10 protein-coding genes are annotated in these 13,820 nt (G+C 62.3%); all 10 read left to right on the top strand.

Translation table 11 applies throughout. The annotated features are described in order from the left end of the window. Positions 1-221 precede the first annotated feature (221 nt). The 10 genes from eat (at position 222) to H7C86_RS32335 (ending at position 13,804) form a co-directional block, all read left to right on the top strand. Entirely contained in the window at positions 222-1,694 is a 1,473-nt protein-coding gene (gene eat, locus H7C86_RS32380; RefSeq protein WP_003941913.1) for an ethanolamine permease, read from the top strand. Further along, entirely contained in the window at positions 1,691-3,115 is a 1,425-nt protein-coding gene (locus H7C86_RS32375) for an ethanolamine ammonia-lyase subunit EutB (RefSeq protein ID WP_019744243.1), read from the top strand. The genes eat and H7C86_RS32375 overlap by 4 nt, the downstream gene beginning before the upstream one ends. Beyond that, positions 3,112-3,885, top strand: coding sequence for an ethanolamine ammonia-lyase subunit EutC (gene eutC, locus H7C86_RS32370; protein ID WP_182263023.1), 774 nt, complete (start codon positions 3,112-3,114; stop codon positions 3,883-3,885). The genes H7C86_RS32375 and eutC overlap by 4 nt, the downstream gene beginning before the upstream one ends. Before the next feature lie 82 nt (positions 3,886-3,967). Beyond that, positions 3,968-5,266: an HAD-IB family phosphatase gene (locus tag H7C86_RS32365; protein ID WP_182263022.1), complete on the top strand. Its 1,299-nt coding sequence runs from the start codon at positions 3,968-3,970 to the stop codon at positions 5,264-5,266. Between the two features lie 142 nt (positions 5,267-5,408). After that, entirely contained in the window at positions 5,409-5,948 is a 540-nt protein-coding gene (locus H7C86_RS32360) for a hypothetical protein (RefSeq protein ID WP_019744240.1), read from the top strand. A gap of 235 nt (positions 5,949-6,183) precedes the next feature. Beyond that, positions 6,184-7,554 carry an MFS transporter gene (locus H7C86_RS32355; protein ID WP_019744239.1) on the top strand — a complete coding sequence of 457 codons (1,371 nt, stop codon included), beginning with the start codon at positions 6,184-6,186 and terminating at the stop codon, positions 7,552-7,554. 171 nt (positions 7,555-7,725) lie between these two features. Continuing rightward, positions 7,726-9,363 (top strand): AMP-binding protein, encoded by a 1,638-nt coding sequence (locus H7C86_RS32350; RefSeq protein ID WP_046378243.1) that lies wholly within the window; start codon positions 7,726-7,728, stop codon positions 9,361-9,363. A gap of 4 nt (positions 9,364-9,367) precedes the next feature. Further along, positions 9,368-11,035: a sigma-54-dependent Fis family transcriptional regulator gene (locus tag H7C86_RS32345; protein WP_182263021.1), complete on the top strand. Its 1,668-nt coding sequence runs from the start codon at positions 9,368-9,370 to the stop codon at positions 11,033-11,035. Positions 11,036-11,143: 108 nt separating this feature from the next. After that, positions 11,144-12,643 (top strand): aldehyde dehydrogenase family protein, encoded by a 1,500-nt coding sequence (locus H7C86_RS32340; protein WP_019744236.1) that lies wholly within the window; start codon positions 11,144-11,146, stop codon positions 12,641-12,643. 48 nt (positions 12,644-12,691) lie between these two features. Further along, entirely contained in the window at positions 12,692-13,804 is a 1,113-nt protein-coding gene (locus H7C86_RS32335) for an NDMA-dependent alcohol dehydrogenase (protein ID WP_019744235.1), read from the top strand. Positions 13,805-13,820: the final 16 nt, after the last annotated feature.

Below are 13,820 nucleotides of genomic sequence, written 5' to 3'. Positions count from 1 at the left end.
GATGAGGAGATGAACTCGACTACCTCTGCTGCACTGACAGCCTGAACGAGGAGATCACGCAGTGCCCGTCCTCACACACCACACATTTGGACTTGACCCACATGACAGCCAGTTAACAGCACGGTCATCTCCAGGCGACCTTCTCCGTACATCGCCCACATACCGTTCATTTCACGCGACGCATCCACCGTGCGTCGTCTCATTCTTGACCGATTCAGAGGATGGACATGTCTCTTTCCGACCACGCAACCGGCAAAAACGCCGGTGCCGCGGGTGCACACCACGACGGCGCAGACTTCCATGCGGAAGACAATTCGTATCTGGAGAAACGAACACTCCGAAAGGGAACAGCAGGGTGGGTGCTGCTTGCGGGGTTGGGTGTCAGCTATGTGATTTCCGGTGACTATGCCGGTTGGAACAACGGTCTGGCCGAAGGTGGTTTCGGTGGCCTTCTCATCGCGGCGGTTGTCATCGCGGGGATGTACCTGGCGATGGTGCTCGGTATGGCCGAGATGTCGTCGGCACTTCCTGCCGCTGGTGGTGGATACACGTTTGCCAGACGGGCCATGGGGCCCTGGGGCGGATTTGCCACCGGCACAGCAATTCTCATCGAGTACTCGATAGCACCCGCAGCGATCGCAACCTTCATCGGTGCGTACGTCGAGTCCCTGAACCTGTTCGGGATCACCGACGGGTGGTGGGTGTACCTCGCGGTGTACGCGATCTTCATCGGCATTCACCTCACCGGCGCCGGTGAGGCACTCAAGGCGATGTTCATCATCACCGCCATTGCACTCGTCGGCCTGGTCGTGTTCGCGGTTTCGGCTGTCGGCCTTTTTGATTCGTCCAACCTCACCGATATCGCCGTCGACACCAGCGCAGTCGGATCCTCGTCGTTCCTGCCATTCGGTCTGCTCGGAATCTGGGCCGCCGTGCCCTTCGCGATCTGGTTCTTCCTTGCCGTCGAAGGTGTGCCGCTGGCCGCCGAGGAAGCGCGTGAACCGGAGAAGAACGTCCCCCGCGGCATCATCATCAGCATGTTGATCCTGATCGTCACAGGCGCAACGGTTCTCTTCCTCGCCACCGGCGCGCTCGGCGCCGACGCCCTGTCCACCTCTGGAAATCCGCTCGTCGAGGCTCTGGGGGACAGCGGAGCGGCAAAGGCCGTCAACTACATCGGACTTGCCGGTCTGGTCGCGAGCTTCTTCTCGATCATGTACGCCTACTCACGCCAGACGTTTGCGCTCTCCCGCGCCGGCTACCTGCCGAAGAACCTGTCGGTGACCAACAAGCGCAAGGCCCCCACTCTCGCGCTCGTCGTTCCTGGAATCATCGGCTTCGCGCTCTCACTCACCGGTGAAGGTGCCATGTTGCTCAACATGGCGGTGTTCGGCGCGGCAGTCAGCTACGTCCTGATGATGGTGAGTCACATCGTTCTTCGTAAGCGTGAGCCGAACATGCCGCGCCCGTACCGCACGCCCGGCGGTATCGCCACCACCTCGTTTGCGCTCGTGATCGCGGCAGTGTCGGTGGTGGCCACCTTCCTGGTCGATCCCGTTGCGGCACTGCTCACCTTGGTCGCCTTCGGCGTTCTGATGGCATACTTCGGTCTCTACAGTCGCCACCACCTTGTTGCCAACTCGCCGGACGAGGAGTTTGCTGTACTTGCACAGGCGGAAGAAGAATTGGGATGAGTCGCGGGATGGCCAAGTATCACCAGCAGGTATCCGGAACCAACTACTCGTTCGACGGTCTCGTCGATCTGATGGCAAAAGCGACACCACTGCGGTCGGGTGACGAACTAGCCGGTTGCGCGGCAAGCTCCGATGCTGAACGTGCTGCTGCCCAATGGGTTCTGGCTGATCTTCCGTTGACTGTGTTCCTCGAAGATCTGTTGGTTCCGTACGAGGACGACGAGGTGACCCGGCTCATCATCGACAGCCACGATCGCCTCGCATTTGCGCCGGTGGCCCACCTGACTGTTGGCGGATTACGGGACTGGCTGCTCGAGACTGCGTCGGCGCCGGAAGCTTCAGCACGCTTGTCTGCCGTGAGTCCCGGTCTGACCCCCGAGATGGTTGCCGCGGTCAGCAAGATCATGCGCAATCAGGACCTGATCGCCGTCGCCAAGGCCATCACGGTCACCGCGGGGTTCCGCACTACCATCGGACTGCCTGGACGGCTGAGCACCCGACTCCAGCCAAACCACCCGACGGACGATCCACGCGGCATTGCGGCGGCCACATTGGACGGTCTCCTGATGGGATGTGGCGACGCCGTCATCGGCATCAACCCTGCGACGGATTCACCCCAGGCCACCTCGGATCTGCTCCACCTGCTCGACGACATCCGTCAGCGATTCGAGATCCCGACTCAGTCGTGCGTGCTCTCTCACGTGACCACCACGATCGGACTGATCGAATCGGGGGTGCCGGTCGATCTTGTCTTCCAATCGATTGCCGGTACCGAAGGCGCCAATTCCGGTTTCGGAGTGAACATTCCGCTACTGCGCGAAGGTAACGAGGCCGGACGCTCCTTGAACCGCGGAACGGTCGGCAACAACGTCATGTACCTCGAGACAGGGCAGGGGTCCGCCCTCAGTTCAGGTGCCCACTACGGCACCGGCGGAGCCCCGGTCGATCAGCAGACACTCGAGACCAGGGCATACGCCGTGGCTCGAGATCTCGAGCCGCTGCTGGTCAACACGGTGGTCGGTTTCATCGGTCCCGAGTACCTCTACGACGGCAAGCAGATCATTCGCGCGGGCTTGGAGGATCACTTCTGCGGAAAACTCCTCGGGCTGCCGATGGGAGTGGACGTCTGCTACACCAACCACGCCGAAGCCGATCAAGACGACATGGACAACCTCCTCACCTTGCTGGGCGTCGCCGGCGCGGCGTTCGTGATCGCGGTGCCCGGCGCCGACGACGTGATGCTCGGCTATCAAAGTCTGGCGTTCCACGACGCGCTGTATGTGCGTAAGGTCCTCGGTTTGCAGCCCGCCCCGGAGTTCGAGACCTGGCTCCACAATTTGGGGATGACCGACGCAAACGGTCGGGTTCTTCCGATCGACGCCGAAATGTCGCCGCTGCGGGCTTTGACGGTGAACTCATGACCGAAGATCAGGCACCGATCCTCGATTTCTGGGGTCCACTGCGCAAGACCACACAATCGCGTATCGGGCTGGGGCGTGCCGGAGATTCGTTGCCCACCAAGCGGGTTCTCGAATTCAAGGCAGCACACGCCGCAGCCCGCGACGCAGTGCACGAGCCACTCGATTCCGAGACTCTCGCCAGTCGGGTCGACGGGGTGGGTATCGGGGCGCCGGTGGTGGTCGCGAGCAGCGTCTCCACTCGCAGCGAGTATCTCCGGAGACCCGACCTGGGGCGACAACCCGCGGACCTGAGCGCGATCAAGAGCTCCGACAAGGAAATCGGGTTCATCCTCGCCGACGGACTCTCCCCGCGAGCACTGATGGACCACGGCGAGCAACTACTGTCCGCGTTGGTCACGGCGTTGGGGGAGCGGTACTCGATTGCGCCGCCGGTGATCGCCACGAATGCCCGTGTGGCACTGGGTGATCACATCGCCGCCGCGATGGGAGTGCAGACGGCGATCGTCCTGATCGGCGAACGTCCAGGGCTCTCCGTTGCGGACAGCGTCGGGATCTATCTGACTCATCTTCCCCGCGTCGGTCGTACCGACGCGGATCGAAACTGCATTTCCAATGTCCACCCACCCGAGGGCCTCGGATACGAGCAGGCTGCTCGTGTCGTCCTGGGGTTGGTGACGGGAGCGCGCCAATTGGGCCGCTCCGGCGTCGACCTCAAGGACACCTCTCGCGCCGACGCCGTTGCGTCGGGAGAAGTGCTGACGCTCGATTAGTTGACAGCTGCACGGCATACCCGGGTCGATCGACACTCGGGTATGCCGTCGTACCCGAATCACGACGAAAATGAGGGAATCGATGTTCCGTTCGCTGCATGCCCGCGCCCTGTGTGCGTTGGCCGTAGGTAGTGTCCTGTTGAGTGCAACTGCATGTAGTTCGGCCGAGAGTGCCACGAAAGATGATGCGGTGCAGAGTGGTTCATCCTGCGCGGCGTTGGATCCCAGTCTGGCGTGGTACGGCGACAACCGTGTGAGGTTGGATGCCATGATGACGGAGTTCGGAACGTGTGGAGCTGCAGGTGATGTCGATGACGGCGCACCGTTGGCGCTCTTCGACTGGGACAACACAGTTGTCAAGAACGACATCGGAAGCGCCACTGCATTCTGGATGATCAAGAACAACAAGGTGTTACAGCCCGCCGGAGCGGACTGGGCAACCACCAGTCGCTTCATGACTCCAGCCGGCGCTGCCGCACTTTCCGCCGCGTGTGGCTCGGAGACCGCACCGGGTCAACCCTTGGTAACCAGTACCGACTTGGACTGCGCTGACGAGATCGTTGCGGTACTCGAGGAGAAGACTCGCGACGGACAGGTTGCATTCGACGGCTACGATCACCGCCGGACCAAGGCTGCATACGCGTGGGCGGTGCAGTTGATGGCAGGGCACACCGAGGACGAGATCACCGAGTACGCCCGCGCAGCGCGTGCTGAGAATCTCGCTGCTGCAGAAGGATCCGATCAGACCGTCGGTACCACGGAAGTCGACGGCTCGGTGCGTTACTACGCGCAAATCGAAGATTTGGTGAAAGCCCTCGGCGCTCATGGATTCGACGTGCGGATCATCTCCGCGTCGGCCGAACCGGTCGTTCGAGTCTGGTCGGAGCAGCTGGGATTGGATGCCGATCACGTGATGGGAGTTCGGCCGATCGTCGAGGGCGGCGTTCTGACGGGGCGCCTGCGGGGATGTGGTGGGGTTGCGGACGGTGACGACTCGGTCATTCCGTACATCGATGGGAAGCGGTGTCAGGTCAACGAGGTTGTCTACGGGGTCCAAGGGCCTACGGCGTTCGAGCAGTTGCCTGCCGATCGGCGTCAGGTGTTTGCTGCCGGTGATTCTGTCACCGACGTGACGTTCCTCGGAGATGCGACCGGTGCGCGCCTGGTGATCAACCGCAACAATCCCGAACTGATGTGCAATGCCTACGACAACAGTGACGGAAAATGGCTGGTCAACCCCATGTTCATCGAACCGAAAGCACAGGCGGATGCTCCCTATCACTGCTCGACCGATGCCTACACCGACGCGGCCGGGGCCAAAGGCGCCGTAACTCGTGCGGACGGCAGCGTGATCCCCGATCAGGCCGATACCGTCGCGTGACAGTCGGCTTGCTGCGGTGACTTCACAACGATCGATCGGCGTGTGATCTGATTCTTTCGAGCCCTTTGTCGGGCTGCGGAAACCCACGGGTGTCCGCTGTGATGCTGGAGCCGCAGAGGCGGCACGTGAGTAGGAGAAATCGATGGCCTTCGCTGGCAATGTGGACGAGTTGGCACTGCTCCAAGCAGTACGTCTCAAGGAGCGGGTCGGAGCGGTTGTACTGGCCGAGCACTTGGGCGTCAGCGCAGCGTCCGGTCAAGCTGCGTACGACGCACTTGTCGCGCAGGGTAAAGCGGCCGAAGCAGAAGGTGCCATCAGCCTGACCGAGAAAGGCCTCGCGGAACTCGAAGATCAGTTGGACGCTGAGCGGGTCTCGATCGACGAGGACTCCATCGGCGAGGTGTACGAGGCTTTCGTTCCGCTGGACGAGGAGTTCGTTGCACTTATCGACGACGCGGACGCGAATTCCCTTGCCGAGCTGGACCGCCGGGCTGCAAACCTGTTCGACGATTTGTCGGCATTCGTTCCGCGGTTGTCCCGCTACCAGGATCTCTTCTCGGATGCTCTCGCGAAAGTTCAAGCGGGGGAGTCCAAGTGGATTTCAGAACCGATCATCGACTCCTACGCCACGGTGTGGGGAGAGATCCGTCAGGAGCTTTTCGGGGCTGCCGGAAAGGCTTGATTCGTAGAGCTGGACCCTGACGCAGTTCAGCGTGGGCCGTCCGATTCGTGTGAACGAATCGGACGGCCCACGGCATGTGGAGAGCGGTGAAACTCGTTACCATTGCATACAAGTCGTGACCGAGATCACTCCTACCCCCTTTCGGGGGTAGTGCAGGGGTGAGCCACATCACTACCTTTCCTCCTATCGACGGTGATGCCCACAGGGCGACACCACGGGACCACGGAGGAATCGAGTGACCACAGTCTCTCCCACAGGCGGCAACAGCGCCGCCGGCGCCGGGGGTGCGAGTGCCGCAGGCGCGACACAACCCCCGCAGACCACCAGTGTGCGGCGCGTCGCGATCGCGAGCTGCATCGGCACGACCATCGAGTTCTACGACTTCTTCATCTACGGAACTGCTGCGGCACTTGTCTTTCCGACGGTATTCTTCCCCGCGCTCGGTGCCACCGCGGGAACCGTCGCATCGTTTGCGACCTTCGCAGTCGCATTCATCGCCCGGCCCGTCGGCGCAATGCTGTTCGGACACTTCGGTGATCGCATCGGTCGCAAGAAGACTCTGATCTCGACGCTCCTGCTCATGGGTATCTCGACGCTCCTGATCGGCTTGCTACCCGGTGCGGCAACTATCGGTGTTGCGGCTCCGATCATCCTGGTGCTCTTGCGATTCGGCCAAGGCTTCGCGGTCGGTGGTGAATGGGCAGGCGCAACTCTGCTCACCGCGGAATACGCCCCACCGGGCAAACGTGGTCTGTATGCGATGTTCCCGCAGCTCGGCCCCGCAATCGCCTTCGTGCTCTCGAGCAGTACATTCCTCATCACCGGCGCTGTTCTCGGCGATACCAACCAAGCCTTCCTCGACTACGGCTGGCGTATCCCGTTCTTGTTCTCCATCGTGTTGGTCGGCATCGGCCTCTACATGCGACTCGCCATCGAGGAGACCCCGGTCTTCAAGGCGGAGCAGGCAGAGCGCGTCGCAGAGCAGAAGAACGAAGCACCTCGCACCCTTCCGTTCCTGGATGCCTGGCGGTTCCAGACCAAGGAAATCCTGCTCTCGGCCGGCGCCCTCGCTTGCCTGTTCGCGTTCTTCTACATGGGCACGGCGTTCCTCACGAGCTACGGAACCAAGACCCTCGGCTTCTCCCGCCCGTTCGTCCTGTCGGTCGGTATCGCTTCCGCCTTCGTCTTCGGTGCGGCGATCATCGTCTCCGCCTTGTACTCGGACCGCATCGGGCGTCGCAAGGTCATCATGATCTCTTGTGGTCTGGCTGTGGTGTGGGCGCTCATTCTGTTCCCGCTCCTGGACACCGGAACACCGATCGCGTTCATCCTCGGAATGTTCGGCACGCTGATGATCTTCGGAATCGCGTACGGCCCCTGCGGTGCGCTGCTTCCGGAAATGTTCCAGACCCGCTACCGCTACACCGGAGCCGGCCTCGGCTACAACCTCGCCGGAGTGCTCGGCGGCGCGGTGCCGCCGCTGATCGCCGCACCGCTGGCCTCGGCCTACGGGAGTATGGCCATCGGAATCATGTTGGCAATCCTCGGCGTGGTGAGTCTGGTCTGCACCTGGGCGCTCGTCGAGACCAAGGACCACGCCTTGTAAACACTGCACAGCAGGCGGGTGGGGTGTCCGGACTTCGAACAGTTACAGGCACCCCGCACCGGGAAGTATGTCGTGCATCACACCGAATCGAGTAAATTCGTAGATGAGAGGGTCCGCTGCGGCGGCCCCTCTCATAGGTGCCTGAACAGGTAACCGGAGAGGACAGAACACATGAGTACGCCGCTGCCCAGCTATACGTCCGGAGTATGGGACGGTCCGATGCTGGGCGACACCATCGGAGACAACCTCGATCGCACGGTTGCCGCACACGGCGACCGCGATGCGTTGATCGACCACGCCAGCGGTCGACGATGGACGTACCGGGAGTTCGCCGAGCAGGTGAACGGGCTCGCTGCCGGACTACTTTCCCGTGGTGTGGGGAAGGGCGACCGAGTGGGAATCTGGGCTCCCAACTGTCCGGAATGGACGTTCACGCAATACGCGACGGCAAAGATCGGCGCGATCCTGGTCAACATCAATCCGGCGTACCGCTCGCACGAGTTGCAGTACGTGCTCGAGCAGGCCGGAATCTCGACGCTGGTGTCTGCGGCCAGCTTCAAGACCTCGGACTACGCGTCGATGATCGAGACGGTGCGGCCGCAGTGCCCGGATCTGACGTCGGTGCTCCTGCTCGGTTCACCCGAGTGGGACGCGGTGCTTGCCGACGGGTTGGCGGCCCAGGCCAACGATCCGGCTCCGCTCGCCGCAGCCCAGGCCGCGCTGTCGGCCGACGACGCGATCAACATCCAATACACCTCGGGCACTACCGGTTTCCCGAAGGGCGCGACGCTCAGCCACCACAACATCCTCAACAACGGCTACTTCGTCGGCGAGTTGTGCCACTACAGCGAGGTCGATCGGGTGTGCATCCCGGTGCCGTTCTATCACTGCTTCGGCATGGTGATGGGCAACCTTGCGTGCACCAGTCACGGTGCTGCCATGGTCATTCCGGGCCCCGCCTTCGATCCGCGCGCTTCGCTCGAGGCCGTCCAGGCCGAAAAGTGCACGTCCCTCTACGGCGTTCCGACGATGTTCATTGCCGAGTTGGCGCTGCCGGACTTCGACAGCTTCGATCTGTCGTCCCTTCGCACCGGCATCATGGCGGGTTCGCCCTGCCCGGTCGAGGTGATGAAGCAGGTCATCGATCGCATGGGCATGGCAGAGGTGTCCATCTGCTATGGCATGACCGAGACGTCGCCGGTGTCGTTGCAGACCCGCTCGGACGATTCGATCGAGCAGCGCACCGAAACCGTCGGTCGGGTGGGGCCGCACCTCGAGATCAAGATCGTAGATCCGGCAACCGGACTGACGGTGCCGCGCGGCGAGCCGGGCGAACTGTGCACGCGTGGTTACTCGGTCATGCTCGGCTACTGGGAGAACCCGGAGAAGACCGCCGAGGCGATCGACGCTGCCCGGTGGATGCACACCGGAGACATCGGAGTCATGGACGAGGCCGGATACGTCGCTATCACGGGACGCATCAAGGACATGGTCATCCGCGGTGGTGAGAACGTATATCCGCGTGAGATCGAGGAGTTCCTTTACACCCATCCCGACATTCTCGACGCGCAGGTCATCGGTGTGCCTGACGCAAAGTACGGCGAGGAATTGATGGTGTGGGTCCAGATGCGCGAAGGTGCAGACGATCTGGACGCCGATTCGGTCCGTGCCTTCTGCACCGGCAAGCTCGCGCACTACAAGATTCCGCGGTACGTCCATGTCGTGGACGAGTTCCCGATGACAGTCACGGGCAAGGTCCGCAAGATCGCGATGCGAGAACAGGCGATCGAATTGATCGGTCAGGCCTGAGCATATGTCCGCGAACCCAGGGGAGCGTGAGCCGGTACGCCCCGAGATCGCGCTCTCCTGGAAGCGTTCTCGACTGAGTGGCCTCGATCCGTCGTCGGCAATCGCCGTGGACACCGAGGAGCAAGACGGCGAGTCTCGTCTGCTCCGGGCCGCCGCGCCCGTGCTCGACGAGGTGTCGCAACAGATCGCGGGCACCGGTTTCTGTGTGCTGCTTGCTGATCGAGAATGTCGCGTGGTCGCTTCGGTGTACTCCGACAGCCGCGTCGAGCGGACGATCGAGCGGTTGGGCGTCGTCAACGGTTCACGCTTCGGTGAAGAGCACGCCGGTACCAATGCACTCGGTACGCCGCTCGAGGTAGGTCGAAGCGTGGTGATCCACGGGGACGAGCATTTTCTCGACAGCCTCAAGGGATTGAGCTGCTACGGCCAGCCGATCCTGCATCCCGTCACACGTCGCGTCGAGGGTATTCTCGACATGACCGGCGTTGTCTCGCAGGCAAACCCGCTGTTCGCGCCCTTCCTTGCGCGTGCTGCAGCGGATATCGAAAAACGACTGCTCGAAGGCTCCAAAGCGTCGGAGCAGCGGCTGGTCGACGCATTCCAGCGAGTGTCACATCAGCGCCACATTGCCGTCGCGGCCATCGGCGACGACATCCTGCTGAGCAACCGAACGGCCTTGGATCTGCTCGACACCGCCGACCACGTATCACTCCGGTCCTTGATCGCCGATCTCAATCCTGATCAATCGAGGCTTGTGACAGTCGAATTGGCGTCCGGTGCGCTGGCGCGAGTTCAAGCCGACCGGATTTCCGGGGCCGACGGCGGCGCACTCTTCCTGGTCGAACCACTCCAGCGGGAACGGGCACCCATCCGCAGAACCCACGAGCGGGCACCATCTCCGGGGGAGCGACTGCGCCGAGACCTCATGCGAGCGCGGGCCTCGTCGTCCGCAGTTGCCATCTCGGGTGAAGCAGGTTCCGGTCGAACTTCGGCAGCATCGGACGTGGTCGGGAGCGTCGACGCCAGTTGGCACGATGCCACGCGGATCGCGTTCGACGGCCGTGAGCAGTGGATCACCGATCTTGTGCGAGCAGCCCGTAAGCGTTCGGGCGTGGTCGTGATCGAACAGGTGCAGCTCCTTCCCGGTTCGGTGTTGCCGCTGGTCGCAGACCTGATTGACGCCAGCGCCGAGGGGCCGAAGATCGTACTGACCAGCGGGGCGGCAGTTGATCTTCCGCCGACCATCGCGGCGCTGCTTTCACGATGCGCCTCCAGGGTTGTCATCACCCCTCTGCGCGAGCGACAGGCTGAGATCGCCGAGTTGGCTCAGGCGATGTTGGAGGGGATCTCGCCCGAGTTGAGGTTGACTGCCAGCGCTGCCGAAGCGCTCGCTGCGGCCAGTTGGCCGGGCAACCTGGCCGAATTGCGCGTCGTGTTGAATCGGGCCTCAGGTGAACGCTCGAGCAATCGCATCGACGTCGTCGATCTGCCCGAGGACTATCGCACCACGGCCAAGGTGTCGCGGTTGGCAGGGCGGGAGAAGGCCGAGCGCCAGGCGATCATCGGAGCGTTGAAAGACTGCGGCGGCAACAAGGTTCACGCGTCGGCGCAACTCGGAATCAGCCGAAGCACTCTCTACACACGGATGCGGGCGCTCGACATCACTGTGTAGTTTGCTGTCCGAATTGAGTTGTACAAAGTTCGGACAGTTAGCACCCCCGGAAGCGCGGAAGTATGGCGTGCATCACATTCGCACCTCACTACTTCAGGGGAGTTTCCGATGACGGCAGTAGCCGAACACACCATCAGTTCCGCGGTACAGGGTTTCCTGAACGGACCGAAGAAGCTCTACATCGGCGGCGAATTCGTCGACGCCGCTTCGGGTCAGACCTTCGCGACGTACAACCCGGCTGACGGACAGAAGCTCGCAGACGTGGCACACGGCCAGGCCGAAGACATCGACCGCGCGGTACGCGCCGCTCGAACGGCTTTCGAGGACGGCCCCTGGTCTCGGATGAAGGCAAACGAGCGCGAGCGGATGATCTGGCGCGTCGGCGACATTCTCAGTGCTCGTGCCGAGGAATTCGGTCAGCTCGAAGCTCTCGACAACGGCAAGTCCGTTGCCATCGCCACCGCCGTCGACGTGGCTTGGGCTGCAGACGTTTTCCGCTACTACGCGGGTTGGGCCACCAAGATCGAAGGCAGCACCGTCAACGTGTCGATGCCCTTCTCTCCGGGCGGCGAGTTCCACGCCTACACCCTGCGTGAGGCAATCGGCGTCTGTGGACTGATCGTGCCGTGGAACTTCCCGCTGCTGATGTCGTCGTGGAAGCTCGCCCCCGCGCTCGCCGCCGGCAACACGGTGATCCTCAAGCCCGCTGAGCAGACCCCGCTCACCGCACTGCTTCTCGCGGAGGTCTTCGAAGAAGCCGGATTCCCGCCCGGCGTCGTCAACATCGTTCCCGGCTTCGGCGATGCAGGTGCTGCACTGTCCGGCCACGACGACGTGGACAAGGTCGCGTTCACCGGTTCCACCGAGGTGGGTAAGAAGATCGTCGACGCCGCCAAGGGCAACCTGAAGAAGGTTACGCTCGAGCTCGGTGGCAAGAGCCCCAACATCGTATTCGCCGACGCGGATTTCGATTCCGCTGTGGAGGGTTCACTCAACGCCTGGCTGTTCAACCACGGCCAGTGCTGCGTTGCGGGTACCCGTCTGTACGTCGAGGACACCATCTTCGAGAAGTTCACCGAGGCCGTCGCGCACGCAGCGAGCCAGGTCAAGATCGGACCCGGCCTCGATCCCACCACCCAGCTCGGACCGCTGGTCTCGCAGGAGCAGTTCGACAAGGTCACCGGTTACCTCCGTGAGGGAATCGCCGACGGCGCACGTGCACTCACCGGCGGTAACCGCTGGGGCGATCAGGGCTACTTCGTCGAGCCGACTGTCTTCGTCGACGTCAAGCCCGAATTCTCCATCGTTCAGGAGGAGATCTTCGGACCCGTCGTGGCAGCGCTGCCGTTCAACGCGGACGACGGACCCATCACTGCCGCAAACGATTCCATCTACGGACTTGCCGCCGGCATCTGGACCCGTGACATTTCCAAGGCCCACCGCACGGCCAAGCGTCTCAAGGCTGGCTCGGTGTGGATCAACCAGTACAACGGCTTCGACACCGCAATGCCTTTCGGCGGATACAAGCAGTCCGGTTGGGGCCGCGAGCTCGGCGCTTCGGCTATCGATCTCTACACCCAGACCAAGGCCGTCAACATCGCCCTCTGACCGACCCCCATCGCTCATTCTCTCGTCCGACAATCAAGGAGATCACCAGTGAAGACCAAAGCTGCTGTACTGCTCGAGCCCGGAAAGCCTTTCGAGATCATGGAACTCGACCTCGACGGCCCCGGGGTGGGTGAGGTACTGATCAAGTACACCGCTGCCGGACTGTGCCATTCGGATCTGCATCTGACCGACGGTGATCTCCCGCCGCGTTACCCGATTGTCGGCGGACACGAAGGCTCGGGCATCATCGAAGAGGTCGGACCCGGCGTCACGAAGGTCAAGCCGGGCGACCACGTCGTGTGTAGCTTCATCCCCAACTGCGGCACCTGTCGCTACTGCTCGACCGGTCGCCAGAACCTTTGTGACATGGGTGCCACCATCCTCGAAGGTTCGATGACGGACGGTTCCTTCCGTTTCCACGGCAATGGAATGGATTTCGGCGGAATGTGCATGCTCGGAACATTCTCCGAGCGCGCCACCATTTCTCAGCACTCGGTGGTCAAGATCGACGATTGGCTTCCCTTGGAGACAGCAGTGGTCGTCGGCTGCGGCGTGCCTTCGGGTTGGGGAACGGCAGTAAATGCCGGTAACCTTCGCGCCGGTGACACCGCTGTGATCTACGGCATCGGTGGTCTCGGCATCAACGCCGTCCAGGGCGCCGTTTCGGCCGGCTGCAAGTATGTCGTGGTGGTCGACCCGGTTGCTCTCAAGCGTGAGACCGCACTGAAGTTCGGTGCAACCCATGCCTTTGCAGACGCCGAGAGCGCTGCTGCCAAGGTCAACGAGCTGACCTGGGGACAGGGCGCCGACGCGGCGCTCATCCTTGTCGGCACCGTCGACGAGGACGTGGTCAGTGCAGCGACAGCAGTGATCGGCAAGGGCGGCACCGTGGTGATCACGGGTCTCGCCGATCCGGCCAAGCTGACCGTGCACGTGTCGGGAACCGATCTGACGCTGAACCAGAAGACGATCAAGGGCACATTGTTCGGATCAATGAACCCGCAGTACGACATCGTGCGTTTGCTTCGTCTCTACGATGCGGGTCAGCTCAAGCTCGACGAACTGATCACCAACACCTACAGCCTCGAAGACGTCAACCAGGGCTACCAGGATCTGCGTGATGGCAAGAATATCCGTGGCGTGATCATTCACGACAAGTAGGACAACTGCTGTGCGC

The organism is Rhodococcus sp. UFZ-B548, from assembly GCF_903819475.1.
In the GTDB taxonomy this organism is placed as follows: Bacteria; Actinomycetota; Actinomycetes; order Mycobacteriales; family Mycobacteriaceae; genus Rhodococcus_F; species Rhodococcus_F erythropolis.
Note: the sequence above shows the minus strand (reverse complement) of the source record. Positions and strands in the feature narration are given on the sequence as shown.